Source organism: Mucilaginibacter antarcticus, assembly GCF_042686155.1.
Taxonomy (GTDB): Bacteria; Bacteroidota; Bacteroidia; order Sphingobacteriales; family Sphingobacteriaceae; genus Mucilaginibacter; species Mucilaginibacter antarcticus.
The window spans coordinates 134,866-158,878 of the sequence record NZ_JBHUON010000007.1 but is presented as its reverse complement, the minus strand read 5'-3'; the positions used below and the strand labels follow the sequence as shown (position 1 = coordinate 158,878).

General features: G+C 42.5%; 22 protein-coding genes. 13 read left to right on the top strand and 9 right to left on the bottom strand.

The annotated features are described in order from the left end of the window. The first annotated feature begins 13 nt into the window (after nt 1-13). Nucleotides 14-1,006, top strand: a complete 993-nt coding sequence (locus ACFSYC_RS08255) for a YihY/virulence factor BrkB family protein (RefSeq protein WP_377125581.1) — start codon at nt 14-16, stop codon at nt 1,004-1,006. A 131-nt stretch (nt 1,007-1,137) separates the two neighbouring features. Then, nucleotides 1,138-2,322, top strand: coding sequence for an aspartyl protease family protein (locus ACFSYC_RS08250; RefSeq protein WP_377125578.1), 1,185 nt, complete (start codon nt 1,138-1,140; stop codon nt 2,320-2,322). A 5-nt stretch (nt 2,323-2,327) separates the two neighbouring features. On the opposite strand, the gene ACFSYC_RS08245 is transcribed toward ACFSYC_RS08250, so the two are convergent. After that, nucleotides 2,328-2,597, bottom strand: a complete 270-nt coding sequence (locus ACFSYC_RS08245) for a hypothetical protein (RefSeq protein ID WP_377125576.1) — start codon at nt 2,595-2,597, stop codon at nt 2,328-2,330. Nucleotides 2,598-2,808: 211 nt separating this feature from the next. On the opposite strand from ACFSYC_RS08245, the gene ACFSYC_RS08240 reads away from it, so the two are divergent. The 3 genes from ACFSYC_RS08240 to ACFSYC_RS08230 all read left to right on the top strand — a co-directional run bounded on the left by ACFSYC_RS08240 (nt 2,809) and on the right by ACFSYC_RS08230 (nt 5,578). Beyond that, the gene (locus ACFSYC_RS08240; protein WP_377125573.1) at nt 2,809-3,483 is read left to right on the top strand and encodes a hypothetical protein; all 675 of its coding nucleotides are present in this window, start codon (nt 2,809-2,811) and stop codon (nt 3,481-3,483) included. 78 nt (nt 3,484-3,561) lie between these two features. Continuing rightward, complete coding sequence (locus tag ACFSYC_RS08235; protein ID WP_377125571.1) at nt 3,562-4,437, top strand: glutamate--tRNA ligase family protein; 876 nt, start codon at nt 3,562-3,564, stop codon at nt 4,435-4,437. A gap of 91 nt (nt 4,438-4,528) precedes the next feature. After that, a complete protein-coding gene (locus tag ACFSYC_RS08230; RefSeq protein WP_377125568.1) occupies nt 4,529-5,578 on the top strand; it encodes a PAS domain-containing sensor histidine kinase in 1,050 nt (349 codons plus the stop codon). 62 nt (nt 5,579-5,640) lie between these two features. Here ACFSYC_RS08230 and ahcY read toward each other — a convergent pair whose 3' ends face one another. Both ahcY and ACFSYC_RS08220 read right to left on the bottom strand, forming a co-directional pair. Beyond that, entirely contained in the window at nt 5,641-6,957 is a 1,317-nt protein-coding gene (ahcY, locus tag ACFSYC_RS08225; RefSeq protein ID WP_377125565.1) for an adenosylhomocysteinase, read from the bottom strand. A gap of 377 nt (nt 6,958-7,334) precedes the next feature. Continuing rightward, on the bottom strand, nt 7,335-8,711 hold the full coding sequence (locus ACFSYC_RS08220) for a hypothetical protein (protein ID WP_377125562.1): 1,377 nt from the start codon (nt 8,709-8,711) through the stop codon (nt 7,335-7,337). 186 nt (nt 8,712-8,897) lie between these two features. Here ACFSYC_RS08220 and ACFSYC_RS08215 point away from each other — a divergent pair, with 186 nt between their 5' ends. From ACFSYC_RS08215 to ACFSYC_RS08195, 5 genes are all read left to right on the top strand, one after another. Beyond that, the gene (locus ACFSYC_RS08215) at nt 8,898-9,269 is read left to right on the top strand and encodes an iron chaperone (RefSeq protein WP_377125560.1); all 372 of its coding nucleotides are present in this window, start codon (nt 8,898-8,900) and stop codon (nt 9,267-9,269) included. Between the two features lie 93 nt (nt 9,270-9,362). After that, complete coding sequence (locus ACFSYC_RS08210; protein ID WP_377125557.1) at nt 9,363-11,594, top strand: Tex family protein; 2,232 nt, start codon at nt 9,363-9,365, stop codon at nt 11,592-11,594. A gap of 142 nt (nt 11,595-11,736) precedes the next feature. After that, nucleotides 11,737-12,207 (top strand): MaoC family dehydratase, encoded by a 471-nt coding sequence (locus ACFSYC_RS08205; protein ID WP_377125554.1) that lies wholly within the window; start codon nt 11,737-11,739, stop codon nt 12,205-12,207. 51 nt (nt 12,208-12,258) lie between these two features. After that, nucleotides 12,259-12,915: a hypothetical protein gene (locus ACFSYC_RS08200; RefSeq protein WP_377125551.1), complete on the top strand. Its 657-nt coding sequence runs from the start codon at nt 12,259-12,261 to the stop codon at nt 12,913-12,915. Between the two features lie 86 nt (nt 12,916-13,001). Continuing rightward, nucleotides 13,002-14,012, top strand: coding sequence for an LLM class flavin-dependent oxidoreductase (locus tag ACFSYC_RS08195; RefSeq protein ID WP_377125548.1), 1,011 nt, complete (start codon nt 13,002-13,004; stop codon nt 14,010-14,012). A gap of 62 nt (nt 14,013-14,074) precedes the next feature. On the opposite strand, the gene ACFSYC_RS08190 is transcribed toward ACFSYC_RS08195, so the two are convergent. Beyond that, complete coding sequence (locus ACFSYC_RS08190; RefSeq protein WP_377125545.1) at nt 14,075-15,415, bottom strand: hypothetical protein; 1,341 nt, start codon at nt 15,413-15,415, stop codon at nt 14,075-14,077. 225 nt (nt 15,416-15,640) lie between these two features. On the opposite strand from ACFSYC_RS08190, the gene ACFSYC_RS08185 reads away from it, so the two are divergent. The 3 genes from ACFSYC_RS08185 to ACFSYC_RS08175 all read left to right on the top strand — a co-directional run bounded on the left by ACFSYC_RS08185 (nt 15,641) and on the right by ACFSYC_RS08175 (nt 19,201). Continuing rightward, complete coding sequence (locus ACFSYC_RS08185) at nt 15,641-16,378, top strand: acyl-CoA desaturase (protein ID WP_377125543.1); 738 nt, start codon at nt 15,641-15,643, stop codon at nt 16,376-16,378. A gap of 123 nt (nt 16,379-16,501) precedes the next feature. After that, on the top strand, nt 16,502-17,758 hold the full coding sequence (locus ACFSYC_RS08180) for a pyridoxal phosphate-dependent aminotransferase (protein WP_377125540.1): 1,257 nt from the start codon (nt 16,502-16,504) through the stop codon (nt 17,756-17,758). Nucleotides 17,759-18,106: 348 nt separating this feature from the next. Further along, nucleotides 18,107-19,201 (top strand): T9SS type A sorting domain-containing protein, encoded by a 1,095-nt coding sequence (locus ACFSYC_RS08175; RefSeq protein ID WP_377125537.1) that lies wholly within the window; start codon nt 18,107-18,109, stop codon nt 19,199-19,201. An 8-nt stretch (nt 19,202-19,209) separates the two neighbouring features. On the opposite strand, the gene ACFSYC_RS08170 is transcribed toward ACFSYC_RS08175, so the two are convergent. The 5 genes from ACFSYC_RS08170 to ACFSYC_RS08150 all read right to left on the bottom strand — a co-directional run bounded on the left by ACFSYC_RS08170 (nt 19,210) and on the right by ACFSYC_RS08150 (nt 23,900). Then, nucleotides 19,210-19,746 carry a hypothetical protein gene (locus ACFSYC_RS08170; RefSeq protein WP_377125534.1) on the bottom strand — a complete coding sequence of 179 codons (537 nt, stop codon included), beginning with the start codon at nt 19,744-19,746 and terminating at the stop codon, nt 19,210-19,212. Between the two features lie 2 nt (nt 19,747-19,748). Beyond that, nucleotides 19,749-20,081 carry an STAS domain-containing protein gene (locus ACFSYC_RS08165; protein ID WP_377125531.1) on the bottom strand — a complete coding sequence of 111 codons (333 nt, stop codon included), beginning with the start codon at nt 20,079-20,081 and terminating at the stop codon, nt 19,749-19,751. A gap of 3 nt (nt 20,082-20,084) precedes the next feature. Further along, a complete protein-coding gene (locus tag ACFSYC_RS08160) occupies nt 20,085-21,230 on the bottom strand; it encodes a PP2C family protein-serine/threonine phosphatase (protein WP_377125528.1) in 1,146 nt (381 codons plus the stop codon). A 166-nt stretch (nt 21,231-21,396) separates the two neighbouring features. Then, nucleotides 21,397-21,615 carry a hypothetical protein gene (locus ACFSYC_RS08155; RefSeq protein WP_377125525.1) on the bottom strand — a complete coding sequence of 73 codons (219 nt, stop codon included), beginning with the start codon at nt 21,613-21,615 and terminating at the stop codon, nt 21,397-21,399. A 32-nt stretch (nt 21,616-21,647) separates the two neighbouring features. Further along, nucleotides 21,648-23,900 carry a TlpA family protein disulfide reductase gene (locus ACFSYC_RS08150; protein ID WP_377125522.1) on the bottom strand — a complete coding sequence of 751 codons (2,253 nt, stop codon included), beginning with the start codon at nt 23,898-23,900 and terminating at the stop codon, nt 21,648-21,650. Nucleotides 23,901-24,013 lie beyond the last annotated feature (113 nt).

The window sequence follows — 24,013 nt, the reverse complement described above, 5'->3', positions numbered from 1 at the left end:
ATATATCTCATTTATGATTAAAATTTTCACGAAATCCTACCTTAATAAACTCTGGAAAGTTTTAGTAGCCACCTTTAGCGGTTTTATAGATGATAACGGACTTAAACTAAGCGCATCGCTAGCCTACTACACTGTCTTTTCGCTTGCACCGCTTTTAATCCTGGTAATGTCGTTAGCAGGGCTATTTTTAGGGCACGATGCCGCTGCTAACAAGCTTTACCCTCAAATAGCGCAATATGTAGGGGCCACCGCTGCAATACAAATACAAGACATGCTAAAGAGCCTTGCCTTTTCCGGCAAAACCGGTACAGCTGTAGTAATTGGCGTTGTTACATTACTGGTAGGCGCCAGTAGCATTTTTGTAGAGATACAAGACTCGTTAAACATGATATGGCGGGTAAAAGCTAAGCCAAAAAAAGGATGGCTTAAAATGCTTCAGAACCGATTTTTATCATTTTCTTTAATTGTGAGCCTGGGTTTTTTATTACTGGTCTCGCTGGTGCTTAATTTTTTAATGAATGCGTTAAGCGAAAGAGTGGTTCACTTTTTACCATACGTAACTAATTTAATTATAAAGGGCATTAACCTGGGCATTACCCTTATTGTGATATCAACCCTTTTTGCTATTATATTTAAAGTACTGCCCGACGTTAAAATACGCTGGAAAGACGTCAGATCCGGCGCCATATTTACGGCCATGCTCTTTATGCTGGGGCAATACGGCATTGCCATTTATTTACAGTACGAGGCCCAAAGCTCTGCCTATGGCGCAGCCGGCTCTATCATTTTAATTTTGCTGTGGATATACTATACAGCGGCCATTTTGTATATAGGTGCCGAGTTTACCCAGGTTTATGCGGAAGCTGTGGGCTGCAAAATACAACCTGCAGACTACGCGGTAGCGGTGGTGCAAACCGAGGTTGAAAGAGAAGTGACAACCCTCCCACCACAACATCCGGATATTAAGGGTAAACTTGAAACGCCCGAGGATACTAAGAAAAAGTAAACAGCCTAACGCACAGGCAAATAATTACTAGATAGCGTAATTATTTGTTAACTTTATTATCCAATTATAATAAGTTGCTGCGGCGAATAATCCACATAAGGCGTTTTTATACGTTGCTTTTAACGGCATGCATGTGCAACTTTTGCGCGCCGGCACAAGCACAATACTTCACCATAAAAAGCGGTAACACCCAGGATGTAGCCATCGAGTTGGTGCGAAACTTGATAGTTATTAAACTAAAAATCAATAATAAAGGCCCGTTTAATTTCATTTTAGATACCGGCGTCGGGTTCATGTTAATTACGGATCCTAAATTACTCGACTCATTTATCGTTAACAAAAACCGCAGCATTAAAATAGCTGGTTTAGGCGAAACCGAACCTATAGAAGCGTTTGTAACTGCACCACTTAAAGTTGATGTTGATGGATTGGAAAGCCATAATGTAAGCGCGGCTATTTTAAAAGACGATGCACTGGGGCTATCAGGCTACTCCGGCAAACCTATTCACGGCCTGTTGGGGTATGAGTTTTTTTGCCAGCTTGCCGTAAAAATCAAGTTTTCTGATACAACTATGCAGGTGGCCAAGCCAAAAGATATGCGTTTTTTTAGACGGGGTGTAAAACTCCCTATTAAAATTGACGGCCAAAAACCTTACCTGGATACTAAAGTTGTTTTTGCTGATGGCACCGAAAAATTGAGCAAGTTGGTTATTGATTTAGGCGCAGGGCACTTTTTATCAATGGAAAACCTTGAGAATAAAGCCGTGCTTCAAAAAAATGCCATAACGGCCAATTTAGGGATGACTGTCACCGGGTTTATGAATGGCACCGTAAGCCGCATAAAACAGCTTGATTTAGGGAAATATAAAATGAAGGATGTTATTACGTCATTTCCTGATTTTGATGAGAACTTACGGGCCTTAAGTGCAAAACGGGACGGAAACCTGGGAATTGCAATGCTTAAAAAATTTGATATCATTATTAGTTACCCGGATAGCGTACTGTACCTAAAACCGGGGTTAAGTATCAATAAAAAGGATGAGCACGATATGAGCGGCTTAGTTTATTACACCAATCTGAAAGACGATTTTAAGCACATCATCATACACAAAGTAGAAGAAGGATCAGCAGCTGATGTAGCAGGATTACAACCCAATGATGAGATTGTATCTATAAATTTCAAACCGGTATCGCCACTATCAATGCAGCAAATTGATAATCTTTTCAAGTCAGCTGATGGACGGTCATTTATGTTGGGCATTTTTCGCGACCACGAATTCCTAAATGTCATGCTAACGCTTAAACGCCGTATCTAACTGTGCTATTTAAGCTGACTGATGTTCTCAAAAAAAGCGTTCTGTATATCCAGCAGTGATCTAACATTCACTTTTTCGCCATACATGTCGAAACACAAAAACTTTGAATTATTAAGGTCACCGTCTGTGTTTTTTTCAAAGAAGTTAAAAGTTTCAAAAAAGTAATGGTTGGTAGTAACCTTGCTTTTTCGGTTTTTTTGCGAAGCGTTCAGCCTAAAACCTATCGCATTCATCCAATTATGCACTTTATCGTGCAAGTTGCGCATATTGTTCATAAGGTAAGTGTTTAGTATTTAAACGAAAATAATATTTTTTTGTTGCCGCTGTTTATCAATAAGTTATAAATAGATGTTAACTTATAGTAAAGATTATTCTGTTAAATTTATTGTACACAACGAAAATAAATTACTTGTAAGCCAAGATTCGTAACCTAAATAGTTATTGCTGCGTACAAGCCTATATACTTGTATATACAAATAGCGTATTATGAAAATAAAACATATACTTAACTTAATAGCATTAACAGCGGTTATAAGCATCAGCGCATGTAAAAGCACAAGCACACCCGGGCCGACAGGTGCCGCAGGTGCAAACGGAGCAATTGGCGCAACAGGTGCCACCGGAGCGGCGGGCGCACAAGGGCCGGGCGGCCCGCAAGGGGCAACTGGTGCAACCGGGCCGGCAGGCGCAACCGGGCCAGCGGGTGCAACCGGAGCTACAGGCGCCACTGGTGCCACAGGGGCTGCAGGTGCAGACGGCGCTGCCGGGGCGGCTGGCGCTACAGGTGCAGCAGGAGCAGCAGCTAGCATCAATAGCTATTATCTAACTAACCGCAGTGTGGTTTTAGTGGGCAATAGCCGTTTTGCCATACCGGCAATTACCCAAAGCGTGGTAGATCAAGGCATGGTGTTAGTATATTTCAGAAATACCGGCACTACAGTATCATGGAACGCTTTACCATATAGCGAAGCTGGTAACACCTTGGTTTTACAAGCGTTTGGCGTTGGCTATATAGATCTTAAAGCAAACTTCACATCTACCGGCTTAGATCTCAGGGTAGTTGTTATTCCGGGCACCTCACTTACACCATTAATGGCTAATAACCCTGGGCTTAACCTCAATAATTTTGAACAGGTTAGCAAAGCCATCGGTATTAAATAATACAACCATCACAATAAATCAGGCCCCTGCAAAGGGGCTTTTTTTGTTTAGGGCAATTTTGAATTACCTTAGCGGTTAATGCTAAACACAGCCGCGCAATTTGTCAAAACACGTATAGCCCCTACCCCAAGTGGATACCTCCACCTGGGCAATGCCTTTTCGTTTGCATTGACGGCAGCCCTGGCACGTAAAACGGGGGCAAGTATTTTGCTGCGAATAGACGACTTGGACCAGGGCCGTGTCTCCGCCGAATATGTGCAGGATATATTTGATACTTTAAACTTTTTAGGCATCCCATGGGATGAAGGGCCGCGCGATGTTAGTGATTACAAACAAAACTGGTCGCAATTGCACCGGATGGACCTGTATCAAGAAGCGCTGCAACAATTGGCAGATCGGCGCGGAGTATTCGCTTGCCAATGCAGCCGATCGCAACTACAAGGTTTTGGCACTTACCCCGGCAACTGCCGCGACCGGTCCTTGCCCTTAGATACCCCAGACACCGCCTGGCGATTATATACAGACGACCGCCAAATCAGCCTGAGAACCTTAAACGACGGTGTACTAACTACCCGGATGCCCGATGCAATGACGGATTTTGTAGTGAAGAAAAAGGATGATCACCCGGCCTACCAATTAGCATCGGTTATTGATGATCTGCATTTCGGCGTTGATCTGATTGTGCGTGGCGAAGACCTTTACGCATCTTCTGTTGCTCAACACTATCTAGCCGATGTTTTGGGTGAGGGTGCCTTTAAAAACAAAACCTTTTATCATCATCCACTACTTATGGCAGACGGCGAAAGGAAGTTGTCAAAATCAGCAGGATCGACCTCTGTTAAGTATTTGCGTGAGCAGGGTAAAACAGCAGAAGACATTTACACTACAATTGGCTGTATGCTTCATAAAGGCATTGGTTTAAAAAGATTTGAGGATTTACTACACTTGATTTAAAGATGTCCGATACCACGCCACAAATCTTAGATAATCAATAATTTAAATCTAAAAACGTTTTTTGGGGTTATACTAATCATAATGAGTTAATATGACCCAGCAACAAAATTTTGACACCCTAAACGTACCCGGCAATGCCAGCGTTATTTTTGATTTAACCCTTAACAGGTTTACTTACCTGGCTGGTGACATTAAACTATTTGGAATTAAACAAGATGCTACAGTTGATAGCATATTGTCTGCTATTCATAAAGATGATATTCCATACCTGGAGCAACAATTTATCGCACTATTAAATAACTCGTTTAATGGCAGTTTGGAATTTAGGATACTACTAAACGACTTGTATAGAACGCTAAGGGTTACGCCTTTCGTGCTGCAATCCGCTGATACAAAAACCATCATCGCAAATATTATTGATGTAACTGACGAGGTGAACAACCGGTATGTGATTGAAAAATTTGCAAATAAAAAGAACGCTATACTGACAATGTTGTCGCATGACCTGAGAGGCCCTTTGTCTATCGGTAAAATGGTTGCTCAATCATTAAGTACTGCTACGGATGATGTAAAGGTAAAAGGCCAGTCTCAAAATTTAGTGAAAATACTGAAGCAGGCCTTAGATTTGGTTAATGATTTGATCAGCCGTGAAGAGACGGACACCATTACGGTAGAGTTAGTAAAAAAACGGATAGATATTGCCACCAAACTTAAAGAATATATAGAAGAGATCAGGCTGTCTGAAGACGCTCTTCACCGGACGATATTATACTCCAGTTCAGACGAAACTATCTACGCGCATATTGACGAAGCAAAATTTATGCAAATAATAAACAACCTGGTAAGCAACGCGCTTAAATTTACCAGGGATGGCGATATCATTTCATTAACGGTAGAAGAAAAAGAGGACAGCGTTCAATTTATTTTTAGCGACACCGGTGTTGGCATCCCTGAGCAATTTCATACTGAGCTTTTTGAAAAATTTACTCCTGCCCGCCGTAAAGGCCTTAATGGCGAGCCCAGCATTGGCATTGGGCTATCAATAGTAAAAACTATAGTTGACTGGCATGGGGGGATTATCAAGGTTAATAGCGAGGAGAACAAAGGAACAACCTTCTATTTAGAGTTACCTAAAGGTTAATACGCAAAAAGGGCATGATCCTAGAATCACACCCTTTTGTATTTTTACTTTTAATTTTGAAACTAGTAACGGTAGTATTCCGGTTTAAACGGACCTTCAACAGTAACACCGATATATTCGGCCTGATCCTGGTCAAGTACTTCTAGCTCAACACCGATCTTAGCAAGGTGTAAGCGGGCAACTTTTTCGTCTAAGTGTTTTGGTAATGTGTAAACCTTGTTTTCGTAAGCAGCGGTATTTGTCCAAAGCTCTAGCTGTGCTAGCGTTTGGTTAGTAAAGCTGTTACTCATTACAAAGCTAGGGTGGCCTGTAGCACAACCTAAGTTTACTAAACGACCTTCAGCTAAAACGATAACGTCGCTGCCGTCTATAGTATATTTATCAACTTGTGGCTTAATTTCAATTTTAGTATTGCCATAAGTGCCATTTAACCAGGCCATGTCAATCTCATTGTCGAAGTGACCTATGTTACAAACAATAGCTTTGTCTTTCAATGCACGGAAATGCTCTTCGCGAACGATATTTTTGTTACCAGTAGCGGTTACTACAATGTCAGCCTCAGCGATAGCAGTACCTAACTTCTTAACTTCGTAACCTTCCATAGCTGCCTGTAATGCGCAGATAGGGTCAATTTCGGTAACGATAACACGTACACCTGCATTACGTAATGAGTCTGCAGAACCTTTACCAACGTCGCCATAACCACAAACAACACCTACTTTGCCAGCCATCATAACGTCAGTAGCACGACGGATAGCGTCTACTAATGATTCGCGGCAACCGTATTTGTTATCAAATTTCGATTTTGTAACCGAGTCGTTAATGTTTATAGCAGGCACTAATAATGTACCAGCTTTCATGCGCTCATATAAACGGTGAACGCCTGTAGTAGTTTCTTCTGATAAACCTTTAATACCTGAAACCAATTCAGGATAACGATCAAACACCATGTTGGTCAAATCGCCACCATCGTCAAGAATCATGTTTAATGGTTTGCGGTCTTCGCCAAAGAACAAAGTTTGTTCAATGCACCAATCAAAATCAACCTCGTTTAAACCTTTCCAGGCGTAAACAGAAACGCCTGCAGCAGCAATAGCAGCGGCAGCATGATCTTGAGTGGAAAATATATTACATGATGACCATGTAACTTCTGCACCCAGTGCAACCAATGTTTCAATTAACACAGCTGTTTGGATAGTCATGTGCAGGCAGCCTGCAATCCGCGCACCGGCTAATGGCTGTGCAGCGCCAAACTCCTCGCGGAGCGCCATTAAACCCGGCATTTCTGCTTCGGCTAACCCAATTTCCTTACGACCCCATTCGGCTAAAGAAAAATCTTTTACTTTGTACTTAGTGTAAGCGGTCTCTACTGATGACATATATTACTTTTTATTGTTAATTTACAAGCTGTATATTATACGCTAGGTACCTACTTTTAGTAAGCGATGAGTATAATTATGCAAAATTACATAATACTTTTGCCAATTTCAAAACACCCTCGGCATATTCCTCTCTGCTTTGTCAGCCTATTATAATTTCTGTTTGGCCGAGCTCCGCAAGTTTTAGACGGTCTACTGATTAACACCTCTTTGTTTAAAGACTGATCTAGTCTGCTATTAATTTACAGACTATAGCTCAATCAAACCCAGTCTTGGCTGTTAAGCCGCTGTCTGTATATAATGCAAAGAAACGCCTATAAACAGAATAGCCGCAACTAAATAGTTGCGGCTATTCTATATGAACTTTCTCAGCTCTATTATTGCCAGTTACACCAAATACTTTGCGCAGCCCAATTACTTGAGCCTATAGCACCGCGATAAGTGGTTTTGGTAAAAAATGCGTTCGAAAAATCGACACCGGAATAGTCGGCGCCACTCAAGGCCGGCGAACCAGCGGCTGGGGTTAGATTCGGCGCATTGCCCGCATTATACATAGCTGTCAACTTAAAGTCGGCCGAAGCCGAGATAACCGAATTGTTATTAACCGTATTAGTAAGGAATGTTGTTAATAACGGGTCTGCTACTACTACCACGTCCTGATCCCAGGCGAAAGTACGGTCTAAAACATCTGCATGTACTAAATTGCTTCTAAATTCGGCATTGTCATTGTTAAAAATAACCGGGCGGGTCCTTGGGCAAACCATAAAACCACCCTCTGAAAACTCAGCAACTATTGAGTTTCTAATTGCCAATCGTGTGCCTTTACGCATATACACGCCTTGATTGATATTAGTCTTAGACTGATCGACACCTTGCGGGCCTATAATAGTCATGTTAGAAATAACCGGCCGTGTTAACGGCGGATTGGTGGTCGGTACCGAATCATTATAACTTTCTACGCCATTAGCACGTAACGCTTGCGACGAGGCACGGGTACGGTAGCCTATTATCTGCTGCATGTTTCCCTGGTAGCCCATATCATAATCAAAATCATCATCCCCACTATTGTAAGAGATCAAATGCGTGGCATTAACGGTTCCACCCACCCATTGAAAGCTGTCATCGTTTGAGTATTTTACCATAACATTGTCAACAACAGTACCTGAGCCCACGCTTTCAAATACCATACCGCTTACTTTATCAGTTGACCATTCATTTTCTGCTGGTGCATTAATGCCGCCGGTATACTCCAGGCGCAAATAAGTAATGGAACCCGAATTGTCGTTGGATACATTACCACCGTACCGCGTATCAGTTGATATAGGCAGCCCTGCAGCATTGCCGGTACCTGAGTTTGTTGGCGCTTTACCAAGCACTACCAGCGCACCCCAATCACCGGGCATTTTGGTTGAGGCTGCCGAGGTGAAAACCACTGGCTTATCTACAGTACCATTCACATAAATTTTAGACCCCTGGGTTATGATCAGCGCACTTTTAAATGAGCGGGACGCATTAACTTGGGCATAAACAGTAACTCCGGCCGGAATAGTTAGAGTAGCATTATTTTTAACATACACCTGACCTTGCAGTATATACGTTTTTGCGGGGTCGAGCTTAAGATCTGTGGTGATAGCTCCCTTCAAGGTATCTACCTTTTTGTCTGTGATAATATCTACCACGTTATTATTACTATCCTTTTTACATGCTGTAAAAAACCCGCCAATTACTAGTGAGAGTAAAAAAATTCTTTTCATATTCAATTTAATGTTATTGTTAGCAGTATTGATTGCAAAAACAACAACTATTGAAACATTTGGTTTCTTTTAAATTAATTTTTTTTAAAATTAAATCTATTGTCGCATCTCACCCCCATTAATGTCTTTTCGGCCTCTATCATCGTCTTTAAAAACTATTAAATTTGTACAACAAAGCAAGATACCATGAAAGGTGAACCAGCAAAAAACATTGACGAGTATATAGCAGGCTATCCCGAAGATGTGCAGCAACTGCTGCAAATCATTCGCACAACCATTCAACAAGCTGCGCCGGATGCTACCGAAACCATTGGCTACGGTATACCTACCTTTATACTCAACGGCAACCTGGTGCATTTCGGTGGCTACAAAAAGCACATCGGCTTTTATCCCGCCCCTATGGGTATTGAAGCATTTGCAGCAGAAACTGCCCAATACGAGACCGGCAAAGGCACAATGCAGTTTCAGTTAGATAAGCCGTTGCCGTTGGATCTGATTACCAAAATTGTAAAGTTTAGGGTTGAGAAGAATTTGGAAAAGGCGAAAAAGAAAAAGTAGCGCCAATTACCCGATAAGCCTCATTTACTTACCAACACCCCTTTGCAATATCCCAGCATAACCCGACTTTCGCTATCCCGAAAAGGATAGATCATGACCCATTTTAAAAAAATAGCTACCAAACTTTCGATTATCGAAAAACAAGTTATCGCTACCGTTAACTTATTAGACGAGGGCGCTACAGTACCGTTTATATCGCGTTACCGCAAAGAAGCTACCGGTAGTTTAGACGAGGTGCAGGTTGCTGCCATTCGCGACCGTACACAACAACTGCGCGAGCTGGACAAACGTCGTGAAGCGATATTGAGCTCGCTTACAGACATGGGCAAATTAACGTCCGAACTGGAAAGACAGATCAACGCTGCAGAAACGATGGTGCTATTAGAGGATATTTACTTACCCTACCGCCCGAAACGAAAAACGCGGGCCAGCATTGCCCGCGAAAAAGGATTGCAGCCATTGGCAGATATGCTTTTTGCACAGAATAGATTTGATATCCAGGCCGAGGCTGAAAGATATATCTCTGAAGAAAAAGGTGTTGCTGATATAGAGCAAGCGCTGGGCGGTGCCCGCGATATTATTGCTGAGCATATCAGCGAAGATGCAGCTGTGCGTACCAAAACACGCGAACTGTTTATGGCTAAAGGCACTTTTAAAAGCAGGGTTGTGCCTGGCAAAGAAACCGAGGGTATTAAGTATAAAGATTATTTTGAGTGGGATGAACCAGTAAAGTCGGTGCCATCGCACCGGATACTGGCTATGCGTCGCGGCGAGAAAGAAGAAATATTATACCTTGATGTTTTGCCCCCCGAGGATGAAGCGATAGAACAGGTGGAAAAGGCCTTTTTGACCGGGAACAACGATGCTGCTAACCAGGTACGACAAGCCATCAGCGACGGTTACAAGCGCTTACTTCGCCCATCAATGGAAACCGAGGTACGACTGCTTACTAAAAAACGGGCTGACGAGGAGGCTATCCGTGTATTTGCAGAAAATGCGCGCCAGTTATTGTTAGCTGCACCGCTGGGCCAAAAGCGTACGATGGCTATTGACCCCGGTTTCCGTACGGGTTGTAAATTGGTTTGTTTAGATGAGCAAGGCAAGTTGTTAGAGTATACTGCAGTTTTCCCACATACCGGCGCCGGCCAGGCCAAAGAGGCTGAGAAAACGGTCGAACATTTGTTTAAGAAATATGACATCCAAGCTATTGCCATAGGTAACGGCACCGCCGGCCGTGAAACTGAAGCATTTGTGCGCAAACTTAATTTACCAGCTGCAGAAATTGTGATGGTAAACGAAAGCGGTGCGTCCATTTACTCAGCCTCAGACGTTGCACGCGAGGAATTTCCGGATAAGGATGTTACCGTTAGGGGTGCCGTATCTATCGGCCGCAGGCTAATGGACCCGTTAGCAGAGTTAGTAAAGATAGATCCGAAATCTATCGGCGTAGGGCAATACCAGCATGATGTTGATCAAAACAAATTACAAGCTTCGCTCGATGACACGGTAATAAGCGCAGTAAACGCAGTCGGTGTAGAATTAAATACTGCGTCAAAACAAATTTTAGCATATGTGTCTGGCCTTGGGCCGCAACTGGCGCAAAAGATAGTTGAATACCGGGACGAGAACGGCGCATTCAAAAAACGCGACCAACTTAAAAAAGTGCCACGTTTAGGTGATAAGGCCTATGAGCAAGCGGCAGGCTTCCTTCGGATTCACAATGCCGAAAATCCGTTGGATGCCAGCGCTGTACACCCTGAGCGTTACGCGTTGGTAGCACAAATGGCCAAAGATAAAGGCTGCTCCCTGAGCGACTTGATGAAAGATGACAAGCTGCGCCAAAGCATCCCGCTGCAAAAGTATATTACAGAATCTGTTGGCTTACCTACGCTAAACGACATCATGGCCGAGCTGGCTAAACCAGGCCGCGACCCCCGTGAAAAGTTTGAAGCTTTTAGCTTTACCGAAGGCATAAATAGCATTACTGACCTTAAAGCCGGCATGAAACTGCCTGGCATTGTAACTAACCTTACTGCATTTGGCGCCTTTGTTGATATCGGCGTACATCAGGATGGGTTGGTTCACCTGAGCCAGATCACCAACCGTTTTATTAAAGACCCTAACGAGGTACTTAAAGTGCAGCAACAAGTTGAGGTTACGGTTACCGAGGTTGATGTTGCCCGTAAACGCATATCGTTGTCTATGAAAGGTGATGAGCCTAAAAAAGACAATCGCACTGTTGCGGCAAAGCCACAGCCATCAACACCAAACTCCGGCAATCAGCCTAAAAGAAAAGACGCAGCACCAGAAACGATATGGCGGTAAAACTGGCTGCTTTGAAAAATATGTTTAAATAAGGCTTTCCTACTTAAATAATATTGTGCTTTATAAACATTGCGTAATGGTTTGCGTTTACTATTTTTAGGCCTGTAAAATTATAGGGCGGGCCTGTAAAACTTAATAAGCAATGGTAATCATAAACAATCACAACGAATTTGAAGCACATTTGGGTAAGGAAATTGGCACTTCGCTATGGCATACCATTACTCAGGACCAAATAAACCAGTTTGCAAAGGCTACGCTTGACGAACAATGGATACACACAGACCCTGAACGCGCCAAAATTGAAAGCCCTTTTAACGCCACTATTGCACATGGTTATTTAACAGTATCATTACTACCCCATTTTTGGCACCAGATAGTTGAGGTGCGCAACCTTAAAATGCTGATTAACTATGGCATACAGGAGATAAAGTTCTCTCAGCCCGTGGTTGTGGACAGCCAGGTAAGGTTAACCTGCAAATTGGATGCAATAGCCAACTTACGGGGCATTACTAAAGCAACAATTGGTGTAGCAATGGAGATTGACGGGCAAAAAAAACCCGCCTATACCGGCGCTGTAATATTTTTGTATCACTTCTTGGCTGATAGTAATTAGGTAGCCAATTGTGGTAGCTTTGCTTAATAGTTAATCGTTTCGCACATTCAAATGAAAAAATCGTTATATATCTTGTTTGCTATTGCTGTCACGTTTGTGGCCGGCTGCAAAAACGATGAACCTGATTTTTCGGTTGGCGAGAAGGTTTATAATACTTACCAACCTACCTCAAAAGGCAGTTTCTGGAAATACAATAAAACAGCATTAGGCGGTACTGCAGAAACTGAAACACAGACGATGATAGGTAAGGACATCCTTATCAACAAAAAAACATATTCAACTATTTATACCCAGTCGGGCACTACTGAAAATTCCTCCAGCTATTTCTCTCATCAGGACGATAGCTACATTAAGCGTGTGGCCTTTTCGGGTGGGATTGACGTTGAATACCTTTATTTAAAAGACAATTACGTTGTTGGAAGAACATGGACTGCATCGGTTACTGAGGGTGGCTTTGTTAACGGATTGCCCGCCCGAATTGTTGGTGCGCTGGTTGAAAAAGGTATTACCAAGAGTGTATCGGGCAAAAAGTTTACAGATGTTATGCATACACGGCTGAACTTTCAATATGACGAAGGCGATGGGTTTAAAACCGTTGAGGTTATTGACTATTATGTTGCTAAAGGCGTTGGTATCATTGAAACAGATTACTCTGACGGCACCAAGGTTACGGCAACCAGCTTAATTATAGATTACGATATCAAATAATTTGCTTCTGTAACACTAATGCCATAAAACAGCGATAGTGACCTAACGATCAACACTGCCCGTACTTTTGTGTTCTATTTATATCTATGAGCACAACTAAAATCCGCCTTAGCGTACTTGACCAATCGCCTATACGTAAAGGCGTTACTGCCGAACAGGCTATACAAGAAACCATCGCGCTGGCAAAATATACCGAACAACTTGGCTATACTCGTTTTTGGGTCTCAGAGCACCACAATACCGGCAGCCTGGCCGGATCAACCCCCGAAGTTTTAATAGCATATCTGGCGGCGCAAACCAGCACTATGCGTATTGGATCCGGTGGTATCATGATGCCCAACCATAGCACCCTAAAGGTGGCCGAAAATTTTAGGATGCTTGAAGCATTGGCTCCGGGCCGGGTAGATCTTGGCATGGGCCGCGCGCCTGGTACCGACCGCATAACCGCCGCTATGCTTAACCCGTCAAACCACTTTGCCGAAAATGATTTTGTAGAGCAACTGGCAGATCTGCGCAATTATTTCCATGACCGTGCAGAACCGGGTACCATACAGCAAAAAATACGCGCCATACCACAGGTACAAACAGTACCGGCTATGTGGCTGCTAAGCTCAAGCGGGCAAAGTGGCTTATTCGCTGCGCATTTTGGAATGGCTTTTTCATTTGCGCATTTTATTAATCCGGTAGGTGGTGCGCAGGCAGTGCAAACCTATAAAGAACGTTTTCAGCCGTCAGAAGAATTACAACAATCCGAAGCCAACATGGCCATATTTGTTTTTTGCAGCGAGGATGAAGAAAAAGTAAGGCAGCACAAAGCGGTAATGGACCATCGTTTTATTGAGTTTGAACGCGGCCGTGGCTTATCGCCATTGGGCTATGACGATATAAAAGACGTAGCGTACAGTCTGCAGGAACAAGATCGTATGCGCTACAATCGCCAACGCGTGGTGGCAGGCACGCCTGCTATGGTTAAAACACGCCTGAGCCAACTGGCAGAGAGTTATGGGGTAAACGAGATAGTAGCAGTAACCATTGCCGAGGACTTTGATGATCGCCTTGAATCGTATAGATTATTAGCAGATCTATTTTTAAACTAAAAAAACGCCCCGGATATGGGGCGTTTTTAACAATGATAAGGTATAGGTAAATGTAGATTGTGCTATTTTAAAGTTACCTTGCTTACTATTTTAGCTCCGGTATTAACTATATACAGATTATCGTCGGGGCCAAATGCTAAACCATTTGGTGAGTTAACAGACGCTGTGGCTACCGGGCCATTGATAACCCCGGTGCTTGATGTGCCCTTTATAAAGGTTACCACATTGCCTGCTTTATTTATAGTGCGTATGGCGTAGGTAGAGGTTGCAGTATTTTGATCAGATACAAAAACGTTGCCCTGGTTATCAACCACCATTCCCCGGGGATCATTAAACGTTGCCTGAGTACCCTGGCCATCGGTCATACCGGCAGTTCCTGAGCCGGCAAGTGTAGTAACCGTGCCGTCGGGCCTTATTTTGCGGATGTTATAATATCGTCTATCGCTAACATAAATGTTGCCTGCAGTATCTACAGCAATGCCATCAAGTGCGCCAAACTGCGCTGCAGCACCTTTACCGTCAACAGAACCTTCGTTGTCGCTACCGGCAATAGTGGTTACTTCCGCGCTGGTTGATATTTTACGTACGCGGTGCACATCTGTAATGTATAGGTTTCCGCTCAGGTCTCTTGCAATGCCCCGGGGTGCGCCGAATCTTACCTGCGGCCCAACACCATCAACCACTCCGTCAATACCATTGCCGGCTAAAATTCTTGGCACACCGCTTTCCTGAATTTTGTAGATACGATGATCTAACGCATCAGGTACGTACACTTCGTTAAAAGCATCAGCAGCAATGCCCCAAATAAATTTAAAAGGTTTGCCTCCGCTGCCATCTTTAAATAGCGTTACCGCTCCCGATTGCGAAATTCTAAACACTTTATCTACATATTCGCCATAAGCAATACCATTTCTATCAAATGCAATATGCTCTATATAATTACTCCCCAAATCGGCATACGTGCTAACCGTTGCCGACAGCACTTTAAAATCAACGGGCCAAGTAATTTCTTTGCCGTTGGTTGTAAGCACAACCTTACCACTGGTTGCATTTGCCGGTACTGTAAATGCCAAAGTAACTTTTGGTACCGAACCAGGTACCACATTAGTTACTATAACACTGGTTATAGGAGCCGGCACCCCATTGATAGTGATGATATTATTAGCAGCAACCGGATCAATGTTTATACCTGCGAGCGTTACTGTAGTGTTAGGTATGCCTATTAACGGCCCTATGTTGCCAATAGCGGGCCCACCGACGGTATTTGGCGGGTTTGGTACAGCATCACGATATGCATTGACTTTTTCGGCCACGGGCAGTTTTCGGCAGCCGCTTATGCCTGCAATGATGGCAAGCGCCGTTACAGCACAGGTGGTGAATTTTGACAAACTTGGGTTCTTCATTTTTCAGGCTTTAAAGGTCTGGTTGATAATGTTGTAGGTTGATAATGTGAAGTTACTTAAATTAAAATTCATTTATTTCAACCTAATTTCAAATACTGACGAGAAAGTATGAAACGTGATTCTGATCACTATATAGCAATTTAATAATAAGTTTATTAGCCGACAGAAACTAAAATGGTATCTTTGGCGTTAATTAAAAATACAATAACAAATCCCTTTTAATTCGTGATCATATTAATCTTCTTTTTGGCGCACTGGTTTCTGTCGCTATTTTTTCAGACATTTTACTTGCATCGTTATGCATCGCATAAAATGTACAGTACCCACATTATTTACGAGCGTATTTTTCACGCATTAACGTTTATTTGCCAGGGTTCTTCTTTTTTGAATCCGCGAGCTTATGCTATTATGCACCGCGAGCACCATGCGTATAGCGACACGGAGAAAGACCCGCACTCACCACACTTTTTTACAGATGTATTTCAGATGATGTGGCGGACGGCGCAAAGCTATAAACTATATGAAAAGCGTTTGAAAGAGCCCGATGCGCAATTTAGAGGCAACTACCCTGAGTGGCATCTGGTAGATTATTGGGGCTCAACATACGGGTCTCGTATATTTTTTATATTAGCCTATACCGCGTTTTATATTGCCTTTGCTACCCATTGGTGGATGTTTTTGTTATTACCAATCCACTTTGTAATGGGCCCATTGCACGGTGCTATAGTGAACTGGTGTGGACACAAATACGGTTACTCAAACTTTGACAACGGCGATAAGTCGAAAAACTCTATCCCACTTGACTTTTTGATGCTTGGCGAATTGTTTCAAAACAACCACCACAAGCGCCCTAACCACTCAAACTTCGCTGCTAAATGGTATGAGTTTGATCCGGTTTACCCGGTAATGAAAATGATGCATTGGATGCGCATTATTAAACTACGCAAACCTATAATGGGGTAAGCATACCCTGAAAAATATTGAAGGCGAAAGGCAAAAGGTGATTATTACAAACCTTTTACCTTTCGCCTTTTTGCTTTAAGCTTAAAAATTTAACTTTACCGTTTTACCTGTATACCAAATAAAATGAAAGTATCTGCATTAGCCGAAAATCTTCGCGGTTCCGAAATTATCAAAATAGCCGGCGAAATAAACGAACTTAAACGTCAGGGCCAAAACATTGCCAACCTCACTATTGGCGATTACGACTCAAACATATATCCGATACCAGACGAGTTAAAGCAAGGTATTGTTAATGCATATGCAGACAATCAAACTAACTACCCGCCTGCGGATGGGGTTTTGCAATTGCGCGAAAGTGTTTCTTTATTTTTGAAAAAGCGTTTAGGATTGACTTATACAGCTAATGAGATCCTGATATCAGGCGGCTCGCGCCCGTTAATCTATTCAGCCTACCTTGCGGTGGTTGATGAGGGCGACAAGGTTGTTTTTCCGGCGCCGTCATGGAACAATAATCACTATTGCGATTTACTCAAAGCCAAAGGGATTATGGTGCAAACCACCGCCGAAAACAACTTTATGCCTACGGCAGATGAGTTGCGGCCCCATATTAAGGGCGCTGCTTTGTTGGCATTATGCTCGCCATTAAATCCTACCGGCACCATGTTTAATAAAAAGGACCTGGAAGAGATTTGCGACATGGTGATTGCCGAAAACAAAACCCGTACAGCGGGCGAAAAACCACTATACTTTTTATACGATCAAATCTACTCGCAATTAACGTTTGGCGATAACCAGCATTTTGACCCGGTTACCCTACGCCCCGAATTGCGCGATTATGTGATATTTATTGACGGCGCATCAAAATGCTTTGCCGCCACCGGCGTACGTGTGGGCTGGGGCTTTGGCCCCGCAGGTATCATTAATAACATGAAAGCAATTGTGGGCCACATGGGCGCGTGGGCCCCTAAGGCCGAACAGGTTGCCATGGCTCAATACATTATTGACGACGCGAAGGTTGACATATACCTGAATGCTTTAAAATCAAGGATACAAAGTAGCTTAGACGCTTTACATCAAGGGTTTCAGCAACTAAAGGCCGATGGGTTCAGCGTCGACTCGATAGCGCCAATGGGTGCCATTTATTTGACTATCAAAATAGAGTACGCTGGTAAAACCACGCCCGAGGGTAATACGCTTAAAGATTCGGTAGATATTAACTTTTACCTGATAAAGGAGGCAGGTATTGCTTTCGTGCCCTTCTCGGCTTTTGGTACCGGTGACAATGTTAATTGGTTTCGCGCATCTGTAGGGGCTTGTACTTTACAGGATATTGAACACGCCATCCCACGTATTAAGGCTGCTTTAGCTAAGCTGGTTTAATAGCCAAGCATCATTCAATCCACCATAAATAGTAACTGAGTTACCCTAAGTTTAGTGTTTATGGTGGATTTCTTCGAGATCGAAATTCCCAATAATGCTATTGTCCTAAACTTAACGCAGGATTGGTTGGCAAAAGTTATCCTCCAAAAAAATGCCTTGTTAGATCTCTCCTGCACGCGCTAAACTTCAACTAACTTCGTTTTCTTACAACTTTCAGTATTATTAATTCGTATTAATAATGCAAACCATGGCCATTGATCTTGCGTTGTTATACCGTAAGTTGAAATGGCTACCCTATGCATACGATATTAAATCGTCGCCCTAACACCAATTTAATGAATACCTACAATGAAAGTATTTTTACTATTGGCATGTTTTTTTACTGCAAGTTTTAACCTTGAAACTTGTGGGGCCGCTGCATTCTCGCCTATTGACAGTCCAAAATTGATCAGGCTGCAATTGTTTAAAGACGATATTAATACAGACGAAACCCTTATAATCTTTAAAAATGAGGCTAAAGTCAGCTACGACAATAAAGAAGATATAAGATATTTTAAAGGAGCGGGCCAGGTAAGGTTGTTTAGCTTTATAACCAAAGAAAGCCCTTTAGTATTTAACACTCAACCGTTTCCGCAAACAAGCTCGGCGACGCGCCTTAATGTGTTTGCCCGTAACGACGGCGCGTATCAACTAAAACTGAAAGAGATAGCGAACATCCCCCCGATGTTTGAAATTTGGCTGATCGACAACCTGGTTAAAGATTCGTTGGATTTGCGCCAAAATCCAGCTTACAGTTTCAATATCTCACAAGCGGATACCAATACCTTTGGCGGCACCAGATTTACTATTGTTATAAAAAAGGAGACTTCGCGCTCCTACCATTTACTCAGCTTAAACGCATATAAACCTGAAAAGGCAAAAAACGTAAGCATCACCTGGACCACAGAGAACGAAAGCAACAATACCCTATTTGATATTGAACGAAGCGACGATAATGGCAAAACGTTTAAGGTGCTAGCTTCCCTGGTGTCAAACAATTCCGGGAATTACAGCATTCAGGATAATTTTCCGGTCTATGGCATTAATATTTATCGCCTTAGACAACGCGACTTTACCGACAATGTGACCTACTCTATGAACTTAAAGGTTGATCATAAAATTTTTGAACCTACAGTAGGAAACACTAATATCAACAGTAATGCTACTGTTTACCCAAACCCGGCAAGCCATTCAATTAACATTGCTATGAGCAACAATATCCCGGCCGGCAAATACAATATTGCTATTACTAATACATGGGGATTAAAAGTAAAAGAAGGGCATACTAGTGGGCCTCACTGGCAAAGTGAGGTAAGCGATTTAAGGCCGGGGCTGTATATGGTTACCATAACAAGCAACACCGACAATAAAATTATAGGTTACAATAAGTTTCTGAAAAACTAGACCTAATGCTAGGCTACTATATGTACGCTGAAGGTATTCAACCCCATATTGATATTGTACTCGTATGTAAAGCTGTCTGATGCTTTGGTAATGATCAGCAAGCCGAAATGCTCCATTAGGTCGTTTACATCCAAAACTTCGTCATCGTCAACCTCTTCGCAGATAAATTTAATACGCGTGTCGCTCTCTACTACAGCGTACATGCTGTGCAGGCCATCTTTAGTAAGCAGTTCGCGGTGGCCCGGGTTATGTACCAGTAACGAGGTGATGTTACCAGGCTGGTAACGGTTACCAAAATCTTTTTTATCAATATTGATGTTGTGGTCATCAATAGTGATATCTAAAAATGTCTCTTTAGTACCGGCATGTTTAATGCCGTTGGTGAGCAGTTCAATTAATATTACTTCTATCTTGAAGCTTACCCCGTCTTTATTTACATCGGCGGGTAGCTGGTTTACAATAAAGTCTAGAAGCTCCTGTACCGAGGCTTTTATTGATTGCCTGGTGTTGGGCAACAAAAACTGTTTACTTACCGGATTAGCCATTTTTAGTTTTTTGGGACATCATCAAATGAACTATAAATCTTAAAAACCTTGTCAAGGCGGGTGAGCGTAAACAGGTTAGTAATATCTTTACTTAAGGCCACTAAAACAACTTCGGCCTTAAAAGATATCAAGTGCTTAAAAGCCGAAACTATAGCACCTAAAAATGAGCTGTCAATATATTCAACCCTGCTCATATCAACAGCAATAGGCTTTTTATATTTATCATACAGCTTTATCATTTCGGCTTTAAAAGCATCGCTGTTTTCAAGACTAGCCTCTTTAATTTCAAGCTTAACAAGCAGTATGTCACTATGTTCTTTATGTACTTTGATCATGCTTTAATTTTTATAAATACTAATAATGCTTCGGTCGTCTACCTGCTCATTCAGGTTTTCGGCAAATAAGGTTTGCGCCAGTTGTGTAAAGTTATTCTCTTTTTCCATAAAAGGCTTAAGCGTTTTCGAAAATTGATTATAATCGCTCTTTTTGCCTGTTGCGTCAACAAAATCGATCATACCATCAGTAAACACAAACAAGCGGTCCCCTGGTTTTAATGCTATTTCGCGCTCGCTATAATCGCCTTCTTCAAATAAACCCAACAATAAGCCCGACGAACTCACAGAGGCTAATTCGCCGGTTACGTGGTCGTAATGCAGCAAGGGCAAATCGCCAGCGCCCGAGTAGGTTATTTTGCCGGTCTCGGCATCAATCAGTAATAAAGACAAACTTGATAAAATATCTTTCAAAACTTCATCAAAACAAATGATGCTGTTTACCTGCTCCATGATACGAGCGGTAGAGTATTCTTGATTAAACGCTGCAAAACGCACCGCCGATCGCACATAGCTTAAAAACCCGAAAGTAAAGAACCAGGCCATCCACTTTTTGCCCATAATATCGCCCAGTACGATGAAATGATAACGCTCATTTACCTTTATAAAATCAATAAAATCGCCACCGGGAATATCATGGTAAGCCATATGCCAAAAATCAACGGAGAAGCCGTCAATAACGGGGGACTTAACAGGAATAGATTTTATGTTTAGTGATTTGGCCGCTTTTCTTACCTCGATCTCTGACAGCTCGCGCTGCTTATCAACCGCGAAGAGGATGTTATTTACTTTAGATACAATTACATTAATAGGTGTGTCTTTAATGACATAATCAATAGCCTGCAAGTCAAGCCCTTTTTCCATCAAATCCGAGTCAGAGAAAAACGTCAGGAACACAAATGGAATATCCTTAAAGTCCGCATCGTTCATCAGGTTACGCCTAAACTCAAAACCATTCATCTTAAGCATCAGGTAGTCCGACAAGATAATATCCGGCCTAAACTCCTTTGTGCGCAAGAACTCAATAGCCGCTTCGGCCGATGGCGCCAGCCTTACCACAAACCCTGATTTTTTAAATACGCGCTCAATCAGCTTCAAAAAAAGCTGGTCGTCGTCAACAAGCAGTATTTGTTTAGGTTTATGGTCAGTCATTTTTGAAAGCAGAGTCGTTATTCGTTATAACCGCGCTTAAAGGCGCTATCAGTACCAATTTTAAATAATAATCTCCAAAAAACAGCATTAAATTATTATTCCACGCAATTATCTTTACGGCGGGTATCTACCAGGTAAATAATCTTCCAGCCGGCACTAGTTTTCATTAGCTGAAATACATCGACACCACCATGCCTAAAATTACATCAAGGTAAAATTTATACGGTGCCCAAACACTGGCCAGGTCGCCATCAATTTTTATACCGCTAAATACAATGCGCTCATCATACACGCCTTTGTGCCGCGCGCCTATCATTTTTATAAACTCGTCGGGGTTTGCACAGAGAGCTTCGTCGAGCCATCCTTTACTTGAATAGGAACACAAAATATAGTATTTTAGATTTCCAGATTAGCGATTTAATTGGCGGCCGCGTACAATTCGTTAAAGTTTTTGATCACCTCTATCCAGTCAGACCCAAACTGAATGTCTATCATTTTGCCATTAGGTGCAATCAGTATCTTGCTGGGATAGCCGCTTACCTTATATTTCTGCTGAATGAGGTTATCGCTCATGGTAGTAGTTATACCGAAGTTGTTATTGGCTATATAATTTTTAACCGATGGCTGATTGTCAAAACAGGCCACGCTCAGCAAGTTTATGCCCTTGTATTTGCCTTCAAGCAGCTCGTTATTAAAGGCGTTTACCTTCGGCATTTCTTCGCGACAGGGGCTGCACCAGGTACCCCAAAAATCCAATACAAGCCATTTGTCTTTATAATCGGCCAGCGCACGCTTTTTGCCACCAAGATCGGTAAGCTCAAAAGGCGGGGCATCTTTCCAGGTACTTACAACGTTGTTCAAAAAGAAGTCCTTAAAACTCTTATCAGTAAAGCGTTTTTGATAAAACTTCTGCATGTCAGGCAGCCTGCCCGGGTTGGCGCTGATATTGTTGGCAAATATCTTTAAGGCCGTATCAATATTGCCACCTGCAAAAAGCTTATTCATAAACTCCTCACTATAGCTTTCTTTTGATTGTAAAAACACCCGGTCATAAAAGCTGGTATAAGCCTTCTCCCGTTTATCTAACGGCGAAAATTGCGACGCCTTCCCCAAAAACACCAAAGCAGCAGCCGAATCAGTTTTAAGGGTTTGCTGGTATTTTAGGTAGTAAGTATAGGCCAAAATGTTCCTGTCGGCCAGTCGGCTTTTGTTTAGGGTGTCAGCCGTAAACCGCGCAAGGGTCTGATTAGTTCTGTCAAGCAGCTTAACGGCTTCCTTTTCCATTTTAGCGTTAACCAGCATTTTGTAAATCAACAAGGCGTAACGCGCTCCATTACCTTTGTGCATGTTCAAATCATTCATTTTCATGAATTGGTTGTAAGTGCTACTCAATACTCTTGTATTACCCGGTTCTTTCTTTGCATTTACCCATAAATACATCGGATTTATCAGCGGTTTTACCCCTAATTTCGTGTCATTATTCAGCTTTTTCAGCAGCTCGTCAGACACCGGCATATCTTTCCTTAAAAAGGCCTGCGCGAACGACTCCTGTAGCCACTCGCCAAAATCTGAAAACTTGTGCATATAGGCAATTACATTGTAAGCCGTATCCGCATTAACCTCGGCAGCCCATTGCAACTTGTTAAAAAGATGCGAGCTCTGGTCTGCAAGCACGTTATTGGGAGTCTTGGCCAGTTCGGCACGGTAATTATCGAAGCTTTTGCGCCCTTTTAACCCTTGCACGTTTTTAAGTTTAGCCAAAATGTAATATGGATCATCCTTATAAACAGCATCATGGCTTGCAAAATAGCTAAACACCTTCGCCGAGTCTACCTCACCGGCTTTGTTTTTAAAATGCTCGCTCCAGTAGCTTAAAGGTATAGCCATATTAAGCCAGGCGGTGTCTACTATAGACGCATCGGCTTTGCCATATACTATAGTTTGCGTACTCGTAAAGCGCTTAGGATCAGGCACACCAGTTTGGGTATAGGTGGTGCTTACATCTTCTAATAAACCATTTACATCATTCAGTAAGTATTTAGCCTGCGAGGTTTTTTCGACTGTAACCGGCGAAATATCTAACAGCGAGCCGCGCATAGCGTTTACCTTGTAGATGGTCTTTTTATCGGCGCCGGTAAAGGTTGATTGGTAGCTCAACTTTTGATCAGGCAGCTCAAAAAACATCCAGTTTAAACGGCTTAAAAAGCCCTCAATATTACCTTGCTGGTATTGTTGCACGTTCTCTTCAAGATACCATGAAGCGGTAGCTTTTTTAATCAGGTCAGCTATACCTTCGGCGCGCATAAACTTCCCTTTAGGGTTTAGCACCACAGTAAACGGTTGGTTTAGCAATATCAATTGCGTAAGCAAGCCCGAATAGTTGAGCTCGGTGTTTCTTACACTGTCAGCGTTTAAACGGTACAGTTTATCCGCTTGCCAAAGTTTTGCTTTTGTCAAGGTACACTGCAGTTTACACTCGGTGGCGTTACTGCTTATTACTTTAAATTGAAAGGTGTAAGCTTCCTCTAAAGGGCGGGCTTTTGAGCCAACAGGCACTTCAGTATTGTGAGTTTGATAAGCAAACTCTTCGCCGGGTTTAAGGTTAATTTGCTGGGCGCGCACCATCCCCGATGTAAGTAAGCCGAGTATAAACGTTATAGCGTATTTCATTGTATGATTGTGATTTAGGTTACACAGTTTAAATATAGCTACATATCACCAACAATTAATCTAAGGCAAAACAATATTTAACCTATGTTAACATTCGTTAACACGGAGGGCAC